The sequence below is a fragment of the SAR202 cluster bacterium genome, from assembly GCA_016872355.1.
In the GTDB taxonomy this organism is placed as follows: domain Bacteria; phylum Chloroflexota; class Dehalococcoidia; order Lucifugimonadales; family VGZY01; genus VGZY01.
Genome location: VGZY01000012.1, coordinates 1 through 17,349 on the forward strand (window position 1 = coordinate 1; position 17,349 = coordinate 17,349).

General features: G+C 61.4%; 11 protein-coding genes. 3 read left to right on the top strand and 8 right to left on the bottom strand.

What is annotated here, in order from left to right:
- Positions 1–359: 359 nt before the first annotated feature.
- Positions 360–1,994: a thiamine pyrophosphate-binding protein gene (locus tag FJ319_04400; protein ID MBM3933531.1), complete on the bottom strand. Its 1,635-nt coding sequence runs from the start codon at positions 1,992–1,994 to the stop codon at positions 360–362.
- Between the two features lie 116 nt (positions 1,995–2,110).
- On the opposite strand from FJ319_04400, the gene FJ319_04405 reads away from it, so the two are divergent.
- Complete coding sequence (locus tag FJ319_04405; GenBank protein MBM3933532.1) at positions 2,111–2,956, top strand: sugar phosphate isomerase/epimerase; 846 nt, start codon at positions 2,111–2,113, stop codon at positions 2,954–2,956.
- Between the two features lie 4 nt (positions 2,957–2,960).
- On the opposite strand, the gene FJ319_04410 is transcribed toward FJ319_04405, so the two are convergent.
- The 4 genes from FJ319_04410 to FJ319_04425 all read right to left on the bottom strand — a co-directional run bounded on the left by FJ319_04410 (position 2,961) and on the right by FJ319_04425 (position 7,246).
- Entirely contained in the window at positions 2,961–4,484 is a 1,524-nt protein-coding gene (locus FJ319_04410; protein ID MBM3933533.1) for a hypothetical protein, read from the bottom strand.
- A 3-nt stretch (positions 4,485–4,487) separates the two neighbouring features.
- Positions 4,488–4,856 carry a DUF1801 domain-containing protein gene (locus FJ319_04415; protein ID MBM3933534.1) on the bottom strand — a complete coding sequence of 123 codons (369 nt, stop codon included), beginning with the start codon at positions 4,854–4,856 and terminating at the stop codon, positions 4,488–4,490.
- Positions 4,857–5,409: 553 nt separating this feature from the next.
- Positions 5,410–6,363 (bottom strand): hypothetical protein, encoded by a 954-nt coding sequence (locus tag FJ319_04420; GenBank protein ID MBM3933535.1) that lies wholly within the window; start codon positions 6,361–6,363, stop codon positions 5,410–5,412.
- 121 nt (positions 6,364–6,484) lie between these two features.
- On the bottom strand, positions 6,485–7,246 hold the full coding sequence (locus tag FJ319_04425) for a hypothetical protein (GenBank protein ID MBM3933536.1): 762 nt from the start codon (positions 7,244–7,246) through the stop codon (positions 6,485–6,487).
- A gap of 199 nt (positions 7,247–7,445) precedes the next feature.
- On the opposite strand from FJ319_04425, the gene FJ319_04430 reads away from it, so the two are divergent.
- Together FJ319_04430 and FJ319_04435 are read left to right on the top strand one after the other, a co-directional pair.
- Positions 7,446–7,787, top strand: coding sequence for an FHA domain-containing protein (locus tag FJ319_04430; protein ID MBM3933537.1), 342 nt, complete (start codon positions 7,446–7,448; stop codon positions 7,785–7,787).
- Positions 7,788–7,790: 3 nt separating this feature from the next.
- Positions 7,791–11,495 carry an SMC family ATPase gene (locus tag FJ319_04435; GenBank protein MBM3933538.1) on the top strand — a complete coding sequence of 1,235 codons (3,705 nt, stop codon included), beginning with the start codon at positions 7,791–7,793 and terminating at the stop codon, positions 11,493–11,495.
- 249 nt (positions 11,496–11,744) lie between these two features.
- Here the strand turns inward: FJ319_04435 and FJ319_04440 are convergent, their stop codons facing one another.
- The 3 genes from FJ319_04440 to FJ319_04450 are packed head-to-tail and all read right to left on the bottom strand — an operon-like array spanning position 11,745 to position 17,327.
- Complete coding sequence (locus tag FJ319_04440; GenBank protein ID MBM3933539.1) at positions 11,745–12,131, bottom strand: hypothetical protein; 387 nt, start codon at positions 12,129–12,131, stop codon at positions 11,745–11,747.
- Positions 12,132–12,169: 38 nt separating this feature from the next.
- Entirely contained in the window at positions 12,170–12,997 is an 828-nt protein-coding gene (locus FJ319_04445) for an RHS repeat-associated core domain-containing protein (GenBank protein MBM3933540.1), read from the bottom strand.
- The gene (locus tag FJ319_04450) at positions 12,849–17,327 is read right to left on the bottom strand and encodes a DNRLRE domain-containing protein (protein MBM3933541.1); all 4,479 of its coding nucleotides are present in this window, start codon (positions 17,325–17,327) and stop codon (positions 12,849–12,851) included. Before FJ319_04450 ends, FJ319_04445 begins: the two co-directional genes overlap by 149 nt.
- Between the last annotated feature and the right edge of the window lie 22 nt (positions 17,328–17,349).

The following is a 17,349-nucleotide window of genomic DNA, read 5'->3' on the forward strand; positions in this document are numbered from 1 at the left end:
TGCCTGACGGCGGATGCCGGGGCTAAAAATTCGCCCGAACATGACATCAATTTGAAGAGGCTCGTCCAAAATCCTCTCCTCCCGAGGTAACGCAAAGGTCTCCTAAGGGAGAGGAGGGAAGCAGCCCTTCCGACCCGTCCCCGGCTTTGTCTCCCCCTTGATGGGGGAGATGTCGCGGCTTTGCGCGACAGAGAGGGTGATTGGGAGGGGTGGCAGGGCGGATTCCCTCTGCTCCCTCTGAGGGAGAAGGTGGCCGAAGGCCGTATGAGGGTGGGCCGTTCCATCCGGGCAACGACCTCTAAGACGCAATCGCCTGAGGCGCCATTGCCCCCTTCATCCTTCATACTTCGCCCTCTCCCCTACCCGTGCGACGGCGCGGCCGGGGCGGCGTCGCGGCGGATGTCTACGTTGAGGAGCGACGGGAGCCCGGAGTCGAAGGCGCGCTCCAGCGCGGGGCGCAGATCGGCGAAGGTTGAGACGCGCTCGCCGTGGCAGCCCATGGCGGTGGCGATCTTGTCGTAGCGCGTGGGCAGCAGCTCGCACTCGTAGAGTCGGCCCTTGCCATAAGAGCGCAGCTGTATCTGGTACTCCGCGCCCCACGCGGCGTCGTTGCCCACGATCGCGACGAACGGCAGGCCGTAGCGCAGAGCAGTGTCCATCTCCAGCGCGTGGAAGCCCGCCGTGCCATCGCCCAGGAAAATGACGATGCGCGACTTCGGGTGCGCCACCCTCGCCGCGATGGCCAGGGGAATCGCGCTGCCGATGGATCCGGCGATGCCGTTGATGACGCGGACCGGGGCGGTCATGCACGCCTGTGCCCACTGCCCGAACTCACCGCCGTCGGAGATGAACACGTCCTGCTCTCCGGTCAGGAACTCCTGCACGGCGTAGCAAAGCTCCGCGGCGTACAGAGGGCCGGTCGGCGGGGAGGCCAGCGCCTTCCACTCGGGCGGCCGGTGGGCCAATGCAGCCTTCGTGTGCTCGGTCCAGGAGCCGTAGTCCCACTCGCGCTCCTTCGCCAGCTTGAGGAGCAGCTCCGTGGACTTTAGCGGGTCGGCGGCGTAGGCCTGCGCGACGCGTGACGCATCCGCAAACTGCCGCTTCGTCTGTTTGATCGACTCCTCTTCGGCGTCGAGCTGGATGAAGCTCGCGTCCGCCGCGAAGGCGGGAGGCTGGCCGAAGCGCATCGTGTAATCGACTTTCTTGCCGACTACGAAGACCGTATCCGCCTTCTGCAGCACGCCGGCCAGGCCGCCCAGGCTGGGGTCGTTCACGCCGCGCGGGCTCTCCATGAACGCGACCGGGATGCGCGTCCTGTGTGACAGCGACTTGACCTCATCGCGCGCCCTGCCGCGCATCATCGCCGGGCCGGCGATCATTATGGGCCGCCGGGCCGTTTCCAGCGCGTCGAGAATTGACGCGGCCTCGCGTTCCTTTAGCGGGCCGGGCGACTGCATGAGGTTGTACGGCAGCGGCCCCGGCTCCTTGATCCCTTCGACAGGCTTCTCAAGGAAGTCGAAAGGCAGCGAGATGTGCACGGGGCCGGGCCGACCGGCGGATGCGATGGCGAAGGCGCGCGTCATGTCTTCGGCGAGGCCGGGGCCGGACTGCGCCGTCCACGACGCCTTGCAAACGTGCGAGGCGATCTCCGCCTGCGCCATCTCCTGGAACGCGCCCTTGCCGAGCTGCGCGAGCGACGCGTGGCCGGTCAGGATGATGCAGGGCGACTCCGCCATCATGGCGCCGTACATGGCTGAGACGGCGTTGGCCATGCCGGGGCCGGCCGTGACCATCGCCACGCCGGGCTGGCCGGTGAGCCTGCCCCACCCATCGGCCATGTGCATGGCGGCGGCCTCGTGCCGGACGTGGACGATGCTGACGCCGGCGTCGATGCAGGCATCGAACAGCGACATGATCTGGTTGCCGGAGAGCGCGAAGATGCGCTCCACGCCCAACGATTTGAGTGTCTTGATGACGACATCCGCGCCGCGCATGACGGGCCTCCGTGTGAGCAGGTTGACAGGGGAGAGGATACACCCGTAACCCTGCGGATGCTAGTCGAAATGGTATAATCTTCGAGCGTCCGGAACGACGCACAATGAGGGGCTAAATGGACATCACCAGCTACGCTACTGTGGGGTTTTATGACCGCGGACTGGAGACCGCGCTGGACGCCATTGCGGCGGCGGGGTTCCGGCAAGTGGAGGTCCTCAGCAACCCGCCGCATATGTCCACGCCGCCGGAGGGCAATGACCTCAGCGAGTTCCTGTCGCGACTTCGTGCGCGCGGGCTGAGCGCCCGAAGCATGCACGCGCCCACCATCAAGACGGTGCTGGCCGCGCCGAACGAGGAGTGGCGCGCGCGGGAGGTGGCGCTGCTGGCGCGGTACCTCCGGCTGGCCGGCGAGCTGGGCGCGAAGGAAATCGTAATCCACCCGAACCCAAACCCGAAGTTCGTCCCCTACCCTGATGACCCTGCTCTGCATGCCGTGATGGTGGCGTGCGCGATGAAGTCGCTTGACGAGCTTGTGCCGGTGGCGGAGAAGGCCGGGGTGTGCATGGCGCTGGAGAATATCCACTACCCCTGCAGGTACCCGTACCGGACCGTGTCGGAGATACGGGAGCTTGTGCAGGACTACCCAGCAAAGCATGTGGGCATCGCGCTCGACACCGGTCACTCTGCGCTGGAGCCGCACAACGTCGCCGATGACGTCCGCATTGCGGGCGACAGGCTGCGGGCTACGCATATCCACGACGTGAAGGGACACGGATACGAGGACGACCACCGCGCGCCCGGGCTGGGTATCCTGGACTGGGCGCCCATCGTCGCCGCCCTGCGGGAGATCAGCTACGCCGGGGCATGGACGTTCGAGGTGATCGAGCCCGTTGCCAGCGAGACTCCTGAGGAGATGGCGCGGGTGACGCGGGAGTGGGCGCGATCGCACGGGCTGTGCTAGACGCTTACTCGAACCAGAATGAGTACAGATCGGCGTCCTCCCGCCAGAAGTGGAGGCGTATGGTTGTCGAGGGGAACGAGGCGGGCGAGTCGGCGCCTTCCCATGTCATAACGTGGTCCAGGCTATCGCCGGCGAAGGCCCGCGACTGCTCGAAGCGGAATCCGGCCGGCCACTCCCCGTCGCGGACGCCGTCCCCTTCGCGGAGGGCGACGCGGATGGCACCGCCGGGCCTGGTGCGCGCGTTGATGTGGAGCCTGCCGCCGGGGCACGCGAGCGGCTTCGTAAGCATGTAGCCGCCCAGGTCGCCGGTGCTCACGGACACGAACCGGTCGCGCTTCAGCGTCGCAAGGCACAGCGTGGGCGGCATATCGCTGCTCGACTTCGCCTGGCCCGGCTTGTGAAGGTACGGGCGGCCGTTGTAGTAGATATAGACTTCGTCGCCCACCTCTGTGATGTGCTGGACGGCCTGCACCATACCCCAGTCGTAGGCGCCCTTCAACGGCTGCGAGTTCGGGATGAAGGTGGGCCGCTCGGGGTGACGCTCCCAGCTCACGCCGTCGCGGCTCCAGGCAAGCTCCACGTCCATCTTGAAGTCCTTGCCGTTGCCGAGGAACTTCTCGTGCTCCACGTGCGACCACAGGTTCCAGAGGAAGCCGAAATAGATGCCGTTGTAGCGTGAGACCGGCATACCGTACAACGCCGGCGCGCTGGCCTCATCCCACCGTACGACGTTGATCGGCTGGGTCCACGAGATAAGGTCTGCGCTCTCGGAGTACGCGATGCGCCTGATCTCCCCCGCGTTCACAGTGGAGCGCCGATAGTGCATGAATACGTCGCGCTCTGGGTTGTATAGGATGTTGTTAAGGGTGTCCGACCGGCCGTAGAACACGGGGTTTTCAGCAGCATCGGTCCAGCGCACGCCATCCTGGCTGTAGGCAATCCGCTGGGTCATGGCGTGCATGTTCTCAGGGTCAGGGAGCGCGCTCTTAACGAGCGACGGCTGGTACAGCATGGCGTACCTGCCACGGTGGCGCATCCGCTCGGGCAGGGCTATCACAGACCCCATCGCATGCTCGAAGCAGACGTTGTTGTCCTTGCTTCCGAAGTGGTCGAAAAGGCCCAGGGACGGCGCGCGCCACTCAACGCCGTTGTCGGACTCGTAATACAGTCCAAGGTGCGCGCCTGGCACGTCATCGTTGCCGGCCTTCTTGATCACTTCTTCATCGACTCCCCGTACCCAGGCGCGGAACAGGCCGCTGTGCGCGTCACGGATCACTGTCCCGTGGTACAGCGGCGACTTCTCGCCGATGCGGATAACGGGATTGGCAGGGTGCTTTACCGGCTGATGAACCGTGCGCCGCGCGCCATTGAGGTCGTCCACGACGCGCCAGTCCATCAGGAGCTGGCGGGCGTGTCCCACATCTACCGGTGAACCCGGGATGATTCTGTAGGAGTGGCGGAATGTCTGGGAGCCCTTGCGGATTGCGGACTCTGTCATCGCGTAACTGAATGTCGGATGCGTGGGCATGGCCTACGTCGCCCCCTTTGCGCCGGCATCGTCGAGCTCCATGGCCTGGTGGATCCAATCGAGAAAGAGCCGGATCTCGATCTCATCCAGGTCGCTCACCTTCACATGGCGCATGTTCTTGCCCGTGCCTTCGATGCGGCCCGAGGAGTCTTCGATGGCGGCGCCGTTCATGAAGCCGAGGGTGGCGTAGCTGTGCGTGGCGGCAAGGTAGAAAACGTTGCCCTTGTTGACGTAGACGGGCTGGCCCCACTTTACCGTCTCTTTGATCTGAGGGTAGGCGTCCAGCAAAAGGTTGCGCAGCGCCTCGGCAATGATGCGCGGGCCGGGGTCCTGCTCGGCCATCCAGCTGTCGACGTTCCTGCTTCGCGGCATGGCGGCGCCTCCGGTACGGGTGACGTGGTGCGGTTAGGAGCGGAGCGAACGGAGGGCCGGACCCCGCCGACCTCTCTCCCCCTGCCCCCTCTCTCCGATTTCAGAGAGAGGGGGTAAATACCTGGGGCTCCGCCCCAGACCCCGGTGCGGGGCAAAGCCCCGCACCCAAGCAAGAGGCTTCGCCAAGTACCCCTCTGAGGCCTTCGCCCTCTGACTCCCATCGGGCCTACGGCCCGAATGGACCTGCCGAGCCTTCGGCTCGGCCTCAATACCCTTTCCCTCCCAGGGAAGGGGCAGGGGTTAGGTGGCTGTTTGTCCCGCCTCTCCCCGATGGAGAGGCGTTTGGGTGCTTTGACCCAAAGGGTGAGGGCTAAGGCTGTTCGGCCCCCTTCTTACCTCTCCCTTGACGAGAGAGGTCGTCCCGATGCCCCATCGGGACGGGTGAGGGTGCTGGCTGCTCCGGCTGTTACCGTACCCCGTACTTCGCTCTGGATCCCGATGAGCCATCGAATCGGGGCTGTCCCCGTACCCCGGCTGAGGGTTGGGTGGGCGCTTACCTCACCCGCACGAGCTTTTGCAGGGAGCGCAGGATGGTCGGCGGGGTCATCAGGCGGCCGATTTCCGAGTAGGCTACCTCTGCAACATATATATCCCCGTGCGAGTCGCAGGCGATGCCGTGCGGGGCGTAGAACCGGCCGGCATCCTCACCGTACGAGTACTCGCCGCAGCGGGCGAGCACCTTGCCCTTGCGGTCCATCACCGTCACGCGCGGGCCCAGGTTGGTGCCCGTAATGTTCGACTTTATGCCGGCGAAGTACTCGCCAACATAGACGACGTCTTCATTGCCGTTGTCCACGCAGACAGCGGCGCACTTGGACATGTTCACCCACTGCTGCTGGAACTTGCCCTTGGAATCGAAGACCTGCACGCGGTGGTTCTCGCGGTCGCCGATGTAGATATAGCCATCGCGGTCGATCGAGATGTTGTGGACGATGTTGAAGCATCCAGGGTCCGTTCCGGACTCGCCCCACGAGGTGACGTACCGGCCATCCGGGGTGTACTGGTGCACCTTGGCGTTGCCGTAGCCGTCGGAAACGTACAGGTTGCCGTTGCGGGGGTCCACGGCGGCGTGGGTGGGCAGACAGAAGGGCTTGCCGCTCATCGCAGGCGCGGGCTTGCCTGGCTCCCCGAGAGTGAAGAGCAGCTTGCCGTCCAGTGTGAACTTGCGCACGGTATGGTCGCCGTTGTCGATGCAGAAGATCGTATCGTCCGGGCCCATCGCCACGCCATGCGGCACCGTGAAGATGCCCTCGCCCCAGGACTTGATGAACTTGCCGTTCCTGTCGTACTTGATGATCGGGTGCCCGCCGCGGTTGAAGACGTAGACGTTGTCGTAGGCGTCCACGGCGACGGCCGTCGCCTCCTTGTAGGTCCAACCCTCGGGCAGATCGCCCCAGTCCTTGCCTGTGATTTCGTACCTGTATTTACCGCTACCGATTATGGCCATTTGTTACCCCTTGGTTAATTGAAATCAGGATTGGACACCCCCCACACCCCGGTCACCCTCTCTGTCAGCCGGAGCCCTGACATCTCCCCCTGAGGGGGAGAATAGACAGGTGGCTTCGCACCTATTTCCACCTTTCCGGGTTCCAGACCTCGAGCATGACCGTCACACCCATGTCCAGGTACTTCTGGCGGTGCTCAGGCTGGTCGTTGCGGTGGCAGACCTTCGTGTCCGAGCCGCGGAGCACCTCCACGGCGTGCTTGACGCAGTCATCTACCGACTTGAACGGGTGCTTCGGATGGCCCTCAATGTCCAGCGTCAGGTCCATGGGGCCGAATGAGATGCAGTCCACGCCGGGCTTGGCGAACTGGCGGGCGTTGGCTACGGCGCTGACGGACTCCACCTGTATCCATAGCACGCCGGTCTCCTCCCAGAACTTGCGGTACTCAACGTGGTCCTTGCGCTTTGCGAGGCCCAGGCGATACCTGCCGCCCCAGCTCCTGACTCCGCGCTGCCTGTAGTAGAAGTTCGCCACAGCTTCGTTGACGGTCTCGTCGGTTTCCACCTGGGGCACCTCAATGCCGGTGGGGCCGAGGTCCAGCAGGTTGCCGACCAGATATGTATGCTTCGTATGTTTGATACGGAAGTGGACGTGCACGCCGAGCTCCGCGCCCATCTCGCAAAAGGCCACCAGATTCTCCTCTGTGAAAGGCGAGTGCTGGCTGTCCACGTGGACGTAAGAGTAGCCGCCCTTCTCCACCACCCTTGCAAGATCGTCCTTTTTCGCGTTCATCGGTGCGGACGTGCCGATCAACACCTCGCCGGCGCGGATGCGCTTCTTGAGGGTGAGGGCGCTCGCTTTCGTGGGTTCCCTGTAGTAGTTCACTGGCGGTTCCTTTCCGTCGGGAGTCTTCGCGGGGATGGCCGGAGTCGCCCACGCTGTCCGACATTATACTGCACGTCGGCTTGCATGGTGCTGGCCCTGTTGACCAGTAAAGGGACTGAAAATATAATCCGTTTTCGACCTGTGGTGTTTTCGTGACGATCTCGCGCACAGGCATGTGCGTTTCGTAGCTGGTGCTCACATGGTTGATCAGGCCCGGGCAGAGCTCTGGGTACAGGGCCGCCCTCAAAATGGGTCCAGAATTGTGCTCTCCAAAGGCGTGACGTGGATCGGCCGCGCCACCACGAACAATATCGTCGTGGAGGACTCCGGCGTGTCCCGCCAGCATGCCGGAATCCGGGAAGACCGGGCGGGCTACTGGATCAAGGACATGGGGAGCACGAACGGCACTTACATCAATGGCCTTCGGGTCCGAGGCGAAGGCCAGCGCCTGCAGGACAACGACCGCATAGAGCTGGGCAGCAACGGCTCGGTTGCCTGGGTTTTCAAGCTGCCGGCGCAAGGCGACTCCAGGAGTGCGTAGACCATGAGTCGCTCCGCCTCGAGAAGCGTCGACAGGCCGTCCAGGCCACCCCGCCGCACCAGAGAGACCCGGCGCTCCGGGGACTCAGAACCCCACTCCGTCAAGCATCGCGACCCCGAAAAGGCACACAACGAACCGCAGCCCGACATGAAGCTATCGCGTGGCTTCGGCAGGGAAGCGTTTCTTGACCACGCAGCTGCCATGGGCGACCATTCTGAACGCGGTACCACGGCCGACAATCTTCAGCGCGCGTACGGGAATCGCTACGTCAACCGGCTTGCCGACCATATCCGGGGCAAGCAAACCGCGCAGAATGCCTCCAGGCCCGCGGCCGCGCCGGCCACGTCAACGATTACCCCGACCCCCGCGCAGGTAACCCAGCCACAGCCTGCTCGTCGTGGTCAGCGATTTCTACGGCGCCCGCTGGAAACGCCCCGGCGCGGAATGGGAAGAGAGCCGCAACCCCATCGACAAGGCCCTGGCCTGGGTGACAACCCTCGCGTAGCCGCCGAAAACTTGTGCGGTGTTGACTGGTGGCAGGATAATTGTTCTAGCCTTTCCCACTCGCCAGGAGCCCTCTTGATCCCTCTCAAGCTCACCGTCCGCAACTTCATGTGCTACCGCGACGGCGCGCCCACGCTCGACCTGCAAGGCATACACGTCGCGTGCCTTTGCGGCCAGAACGGCCACGGCAAGTCCGCATTGCTGGACGCCATAACCTGGGTCCTCTGGGGAAAGGCGCGCGCGGACAAGCAGGAAGAGCTCATCCACCAGGGCCAGGAGGAGATGGCCGTCGACCTGGAGTTCCTTTCCCACGACCAGCGTTACCGCGCCAGCCGCAGGTACGGCCCTGTGGGCCGCGGCAGGCAGAAGGCCACGCTGCTGGATCTGCAGGTCCTGGAGGGCGATGCCGTCCGGCCGATCACAGGCAACACGGTGCGGGAGACGGAAGAGCGTATTCGCGATCTTCTGCACCTGGACTACGATACCTTCGTCAACACCGCCTTCCTCCTCCAGGGCCGCGCCGACATGTTCACCCGCGCCACGCCCAGCCAGCGCAAGGAGACCCTCGCCGAGGTGCTCGGGCTGGGGTACTACCAGAAGCTGGAGGAGCGTGCGAAGGAACGCGCGCGCGACCTGCAGGAAAAGGTCAGGGACATGGACGCCTCCATCGCACTGACAGAGCAGGAAGTCGCCCGCAAGCCACAGGTGGAGGCGGACCTTGCGGCGGTCGCCGCCAACCTGGCGCGCATAGAGCCGGAGGCGGAGGCGCAGAAGCAGAAGGCCGAGCAGGCGCAGCAGTCGGTCGACGCCCTGCGCGTCAAAGTGCACGAGCACGCGGCCGTCGTCCGCCGCCTCGCCGAAGCGCAGCGCGAGGTTGCGGAGCTGGAAAAACAGGCCCGCGCAAACCAGGCGAAAGTCATCGACTTCGAAACCGTGATGAAGCGCGAGCCGGAGGTGCGCGAGGGGCATGCCCTGCTCCAGAAGACCCGCGCGGAGGCCGAGCGGCTTGGCGAGGCGCTATCGAAGAAGAGCAGGCTCGACGGCGAGCGGTCGCGACTGGAGCAGGAGATAGCCGTCCGCAAGGCCGGGCTGTCCGCCGCCGCGGAGCAGCTAAGGAAGCGCATCGCGGACGAGCTCGAGCCCAGGGCGCACAGGCTCCCCCAGCTTGAGGCGGACCTTGCGGCCCTGGAATCAGAGCGCGCACGCCTGGACGCGCTGGAGGGGCAGGTGAACGCCGCCCGAGCGACGGCAGCCGCCATGGCGGCCGACCTGGAGCGGATGGACCGCGCGATGGTGGCGATGACCTCGCTGGACCAGAAGCGCACGGCCCTCGAAAAGGAGATCGCCGTGCAGAAGGAGCGGCTGGCCTACCAGGCCGGCCAGCTTCGGAAGACTGTCGCCGGAGAGCTGGAGCCGCGCGCCAGGCGCATCCCGGAGATCGAGAAGTACATATCGGAGCTCGTCGCCCAGGAGTCCGGCCTTTCAGCCGTGGCGGACTCCATCCGCGCCCGGCGGGCGGAGGCCGAGGACGCCTCGTCGAAGGCGAAGGCACTCCACGCCGCGAACGAGCGCCTGCGGCACGAGATGGCGGAGACCCGCAAAAAGTTCGACATGCTGGACGGCGGCGACCTGAAGTGTCCCCTCTGCAAGACGGACCTCGGGCCGGAGGGCCAGGCCCACCTGCGCCGCGAGTTTGAGGCGCTCGGCCGCGAGAGCAAGCGCCAGTACCAGGCGAATGAGGCGGAGATAAAGGACCACGAAAAACGGCACAAGGAGCTTTCCGAGGCCATCGGAAAGCTGGAGGCGGACCTCGACGGCAGGCGCCGCTTCGTCCAGAGCGCCATAGCCGGCGCGAAGCAGGCGCAGAAGGAGTCCATAGACGCCGCGCACAAGTTCGCCGTGACACAGGCGGACCTGGTCGCTACGGAAGCGACGATTGCGCAGTCCGACTTCGCGCACAAGGAGCGCGCGCGCCTCGCCACCGTGCACCGCGAGATATCGGCGCTCGGCTACGACGCCAACGCCCGCGCGGCGCTCCAGCGCAAGGCAAGGGAGACGGCAGACGCCATCGCCAGGCAGGAGGGAGAGCTGAACGCCGGGAGGCAGCGGGCAGGCATCAGGCTATCGAAGCTGGAGACGGACCTGGATGCGTGCCGCGCGGCCGCGCAGCAGCTTCCCGCCGCCCGCGCGGAGATGGAAGCCACTCAAGCGCGAATTGCTTCCGGGGACTTCGCGCATGAAGAGCGCCGGCAGCTTGGGAAGCTTAACGAGGCAGTCGCGGCGCTCGGGTACGACGCAGAGAAGCACCGGGAGGCCCAGGAGCAGGCAAAGAGGCTGGCGGAGTACGACGACCTCCACCGCAGGCTCTCGGACGCCGTCACGAATCTCAACAACCTCCGGGACGCCCTCGCGGTCATCACCGGCAGCCTCAAGCGCCGCAAGGAAGACGCGGCGCAGGACGAACAGCGCCGTTTGGCCCTGGACGGGGAGCTCAAAGCCCTCCCGGGACTGGAGGCGGAGCTGGCAACCGCCCGCGGCCTCTTCCAGTCGACTGAAAGGAGGCTCCAGGACGCGCGCGTTCAGCACCGCGTGCTGTGCAAGCAGCTTGAGCGCATCGCGGCGCTGGAAGGGCAGCTGAAGGCGAAGCAGAAGGTGCGCAAGGACCTGGTGGACGAGAAGGGGGTCTACGACGAGCTGACGGTCGCGTTCGGCAAGAACGGAATCCAGGCCCTCATCATCGAGACGGCCATACCGCAGCTACAGGACGACGCGAACGAGCTGCTGGGGAGGCTGACGGAGAACCGCATGTTCCTCAAGCTCCAGCTTGCGGAGGGCCGCAAGGAGCGGCGCATCGGCATCGCCTCCGAGGAGCTGGAGATCAAGATATCGGACGAGATCGGCACGCGCAGCTACGAGACCTTCAGCGGCGGCGAGGCGTTCCGCATCAACTTCGCGCTGCGAATAGCGCTCTCAAAGCTCCTCGCGCGCCGTTCGGGCGCTCCCCTGCCCATCCTGTTCATAGACGAGGGGTTCGGCTCGCAGGACCTCGAAGGCCAGGAGCGTCTCAAGGAGGCCATCCAGAGCATCCAGGAGGAGTTCCAGAAGATCATCGTCATCACGCACGTGGAAGACATCAAAGAGGCCTTCCCCGTGCGCATAGAGGTCACCAAGACCCCCATGGGGTCCACGTTCGCCGTGGTGTGAGGTTTGAGGAGACGGACACACTTCAGGTCACAGAAAGTGGTCTTAGATTCGCCTCATGTTTTCTGACCGCCAAGCGGTCGTCATGCCCGATGAACGTTAAGTCCCTGACTGGTCACCGTCCATCACGCAGCCAGCCAATCACCGACTTCGAACGAGGTATGGATGAAACACTACCTGACTCTCTATGAATCCTAGTCTCCGTGTTGTCACTATGAAGCCTATCGATCCCCGTAATTAAAGGAGGAGAATTTATCCCTTACGGACGGCCTTCAGCAGGATTCCCCAAGCGCCACTAGCCCAACAGAAAGCGAAAAACCCCGTAACGTTAGCGACGACAAGAATCCAAACAAAGCCGGTAAGCAGGGACCCGGTAAATCCAAATATAGATGTGCCCAAGGGCATTACCCACATGGCCCACCTTCTTATGTCAGCCGATTCCTTCCTTATCTTTACAATCAGATACTCACCCCACAAAACTATGCCTATCAGGCCTAAGGTGGCCCCGCTAACGGCCATTGCCGGGCCGGTTTCAATGAACACTGGCTCGATTCTTGTGGACTGAACTATCTCTACATAACACAAAACGAGGAAGATTGTGAGAGCAGGCCATGCGTGTCCATTCCGAAAGAATGCCATGAACTTCCCCTGTATTTTTGGCGCTTTCAAAGACCACCTTAATGATGATTCCGCCAGGGTTGGCTGGCAACTTGATAGCCGGCATACCCGGAGGCACCAATCGCTGCTACTCCCGCAACAACTGAAACGCCCCCTGCGAACCATCCCGCGGGACCTCCAACTCCCGCAACTGTGACCCCAGCTCCGATCAATACAGCCCCTACGCCAAATCCGACTGCAACTATCGCTGTAGCGTGAAGGGCAGACTCCGCTTTGTGCGCCGCGTTCTTTGTTAGACAACTCCATCCGCAAAAATGCCCGTAGGGATCGGTCAGGGTGAGAGGATTATTCACGACATATCCATAATCCGAAAGCGAGAACATGCCGCCGTATACCTTCGGTAGCCAACGCGCCTCCCAGTAGTCAGCCCGTGTGAACCTCCCGTACGCGGGATCGTGATACCTCGCCATCATGTGGTACAGCGTCTTGCCGGCACTTCCCTGGTCCCTGTACGTAGATGAGTACTGGTATGGGTTGTACGTATTGAATGGCGTTCCCACATCTTCGCCAAACGGCCGGTAGTCGTAGTAGCCCACGGTGCCGTTGATCTTGATCAGGCCCACTACGTTCATAGAGCCATCATAAAGGTAGTAGTAGATCCCGTCCGCGTTCGAGACAAGGATGCGCCGCCCGTCCGGTGCGCGGACGTACCTGGCCAGCGTCTGATTGCCGCGCTTTTCAAGCGTCATGCCTACTGCGGAATAGTACTGCCGGGTCGTCGTCGAGTTCACCACGCTCACGCGCCAGCCATCGCCATACGTAGACATACGTATGGCTGGTGCCGTCGATTGAGGACGTGACCATCCGGTCCGCGCCGTCATAGCCATAGTAGATGCCGGAGCCTTCGGATTTCAAGTTCCCGTTGTTTTCATAGGTGAAGCTCTTGGTAGTTGTTCCCACCGTCTCGGACAGCATCCAGTTCGCGGCGTTAAACGTATAAGAGTACGTGGCGCCCCCTACCGACATCTGGGTGCGGTTGCCGTTCCCATCGTACGTAAACGTCTGCGTATACGAGTTCGCGCCAACTCTCGAGGAGCTGCTGATTTGATTGAGGTCCGTGTAGGCGTAGGTGGTTGTGACGACATTGATATCCTCAACGAGCCGAGTCATGTTGCCGTTGTCGTCGTACTGGTAGTTGAATTTCTTCAGCGAAACACCGTTCCGCGAATTGTTGACCTGTGTCAAACGACCGCCCTGGTCAACACCGCCGCTTGTATAGCTGAAACTAATGGCGTTGCCACTCGGATAGCCGATGGATCGGAGCCGGCCGCTCAGGTCATAGACAGGCCGAGTATTTCCGCCATCGTACGTGTTGTCAATATCGTTTACGCGTCCGTTGACGTCGTACTGGTAGGTCACGGTCTCCCCGTCGGCGTTGCGAAGGGTCAGCATATTTCCGATGCTGTCGTATGTGTACTGAGTGTACAGCCCATCCGGCTCCGTGATCTTCTTGATGATGTTCGTAGCGAAGTACTCGTAGGTGGTAGTCGCGAACGCACCGTTACGAATGTCCACCATCTGAGTCCGGTTATCGTTCTTATCGTACTTGTACGTCACGGCAAAGGCGCTGCCGGTGGCGCACATATACGTCGTCGTCGCCAGTCGGGACAGGTAGTCGTACTCAAAGCACGTCTGTTGGCCCTTTGCATCGGTACGGGATGTCATCAGGCTCCGCTCATTGTCATAGGCCATCTGAACGCGCGCTTTGGTGCTGCTTGCATTTATTGGCGTGTATATGTCCGTTAGCAACCCGTACCCGTTATAAGCGTATTCGTACGTCATGCCGGTGGGGTTTGACGAAGCCAGTGCAATGGCATTCGGGTCTTTGACCGTTAGCTGCTGACCCCAGAAATCGTACGTGTAGTTCCAGGTGCCCCCCAGCTCGTCAACCTTCTGGGTCAATTCCTGTTTTGAGTTGTACGTAGACTCGGTAGACGTACTGCTGCCCTCAAACTTCGGCGACCACTGCTCGACTACCCTGTTCTGATGGTTGTAGCGGTACTCCGTTACATTACCGAGGCGGTCTGTTACCGCAACCAGGTTATTGGGGTTGCCGCTCGGGTTTGAATCCTCATCTCCGCCATACGAGAATGTCGTCGTAGCATTGCTTGCGTCCACCTGCTGGACAATGAGATTAGCGTCCCATGTCGCCGACATCCCTACGGCCTCAACGCGGGCCACGTCGAACCATACCGAGCCGGTGGCATTGTAGAGATTTAGCTTAATGGTGAGCGACAGCTTGTCGGCAGAGGACGGCATCTTCACAGACGGTGTGCTCACTTCAAACCAATCGTTGGTGCCGGTATATGCCGGACTATCGAACTGCTGCCACGACGCCAGGTTGTTGTCGTAGTACTCCATGCGCATGAATGCGCCGACCGCACCCGAGACGCTGCTTGTCTTTAGCCAGACTTTTCCGGTGTATACCTCGCCAGTGACTGCCCTGAACCGCTCGCTTGTGTTATCTCCTTCATACAGCTCCAGGGACCACCGGAGATCGGTGGAGGTAGCGTTAGTATTAAGCTTCGCAGAAGCGTCTCCAGCGTACTTCACGGAAGTATCCCGTGTATGGCTCCCACCGGGGCTGTTTCCTGACCAGGCCTGGATGATCGTCGCAACGCTCGTCTTCTCGAAGCTGCCATTATATGCGTTTCCGTACCTTAGGACCCCCGGATTGTCCTGGTTCGGCCCTACAAGGTCCCAAACCACCATGCCGTACTCAGCATTCTCAATGTAAACGCGATCCGTAGAGGTAGCATAATTGTCATGGTAATCGAATCTCGTTACATTGCCGCGTGTGTCTGTAACGGTCTTGACCCGCTTGTCCGAGAAGCCAGTATGATAGGCGATTGTGGTCGTCGCGTTCTTGGGGTCAGTGACGGTAGTGAGCACGGCGTACGGGCTGCCGGCGCTATATGCCTGATATCCGAAGTAAGTTGTCCTCGCGTCGCCTGTGCCAGCTGCCTCCTCAACACTCGAAAGGAAGGCGTACCCTGTGGAGGTAGCGTAATTCAGGATGGTGTCGATACCATCGGGATCCTCGATCGCAGTCAGTACTTTGCTTCCTGAGCAGTGGCCGCTCGTCCACGTGAAATTCACGGAACGCGCGGTAGTTGAGGAGTCGCTGATCGAGGAGACATACCCGCCTCCGTCGTAATTGTAAGTAAGTTTGTTGGCGGTGTGAAAGCCGTCGTAGGTGCTCAGCAGCCTCTGGAAAGCAGGGCTGCCGTCTCCAAATGTGGAGCTGCCGCTGAATTCGTGTACGAGACCTATGTCGCTTGTGAGAAGCCACTTACCTGTGTTCGTGTTTTCCACAAGTGTCCAACGAAGTCCAGAGGCCGATTGATACTTGTAGGTCCCATCCCCTTGAGCGGTACGATTCTCGAAGAGATGAATCGCGCCGTCCGGTCCGTTGATGGTTGCACTTGTGGGCGTAACGCTCAAGCGTGGTGGCGATATCTGCCAGTTCGAGCCCATGCTCGCAGAGTCGCAACTCTGATTGGCCTTACTGTTGTAAAAGAGGGCTACATCGAAGCCAATGCCCCTTCCGGGTATCGAGATCAGGTTCTTTTGGGCTACGACGTTGTGCTTGCTGGTAAGAGTTGTGTAAAGCGTTGTCTTTGCGCCGAGACTCCAGGACTGCGACGCGTAGTAGCTCTCAAGTCCGAGGCCGTTGGAGGTGTTGTTATCGGAATCGACAGAGTAGGTGATTTCAAGTTTCGGCTGGTAGTCTGAAGTGGTGTCGCTCGATTGGAACATCCTGCCCAAATTAGTGGAAGGGCTCTCGTTTGAGACCTTGATCATAGCCCCATAGTTCGGTCTCACACCGGAAACCCAGTCTGCGGCAAGACCTGTGATGTCGAAATCGTACCACCCCTGCCAAGAAGGATAATCACTAAAGAAAGATGCGCTTGAAGTGGCGTAGAAGTCGCCGCCGGTAGACGTCCAATTCGTCGATCCGTCCCTCGTCTGCCAGGTAGCCCCAGCCTCCGTCCAGGGATTGGTTACGGCATGAACATTTAGTGTGACGTCGTCGTTGACAAACCAATCAAATGCATAAAGGGAAAGATCCGCCGAGTCAATTGTTGCGCTGGCGGGAATATGAGAAAGGTCGAACTGAACCAGCGCGCGGCTATAATATCCGGCATAAGAGAATACAGTTAGGTAGTCTCCGTGATAGTTTACGGTCGGCGTATCGCTCTCGAAGGATGTATCCTTCGCCGAGGTGGCATCGGGTTGCATTGTAATCGTAGGGTCGATCACTAAAGGATAAACACGGCTAGAGTCGGCCAACCACTCTGCGTTGGGGGTTATGATCAGGTAACCATCTTTGATCTCCATCGACACGTCGCTCGAACGGTTAGGGTGCCCAACATCATTGTTTCCGCTGTCGTACATGAACGCCTTTGGCATGTACATGACTTGCTTGTCGCCCGAATACAATCCGATGGTGCCGTCTTCATTTTCCCGGACATCAAGGCCAGCCGTACCAACGGTAAATGTGAAGCTGGCGTCCTTAACGGGCTGCTTTAGAACAATCTCTTCCTTTACCCCGTCCGAGTTGACAGTGAGGACCAAGTCTACACCGGGATAGACTTCGGGATAGGTGATCTTGTTTCCTTCGACCACTGGCTCAACTTCCGCCGCGCCCTCGAGTCCGAAGGAAATTGCCTGGTCGCCCAGAGCAACTTTGACCCCGTCGGCGGACGACACGTCACCGAACATGGCTGTGAAACTATTTGCCGTCTTCTCAAATGCATAGCCTTCAGCAAGAGAAGGCCTCAGAGTGTTGTCGATGTCCCTCCATACTCCCGGAGACTCTTCGTAGTGGACCGGGCTGGAGTACACAGTGTCCGTGTAGGTTCCATCCACGTTCAGGACGGTCTTTGATTTGGAAGTGCGTTTCTGAAGGATTTCGCGGGAGGCTTGAGGCGACTTCAATTGGTCCCCCGCCGTTGTGATTGGGGCATTGTCAGGCGAGGGAGGAAATGACCTTTCCTCATCGTCGGCCAGCTCTGGCAGGATGGGATCGGCGGTAAAGGCGTCCACAGGGGAGGAGGTTTGCGCCTGGGCCGTCCCCATTGGTAAGCCGGCAAAGAGTATCGCTAGGATCAGCAGGGGGGATATGAGCCTTGTGATAAGTCCCAGGTCTTTCATTACCTTCCTCACTTTGCCGGCG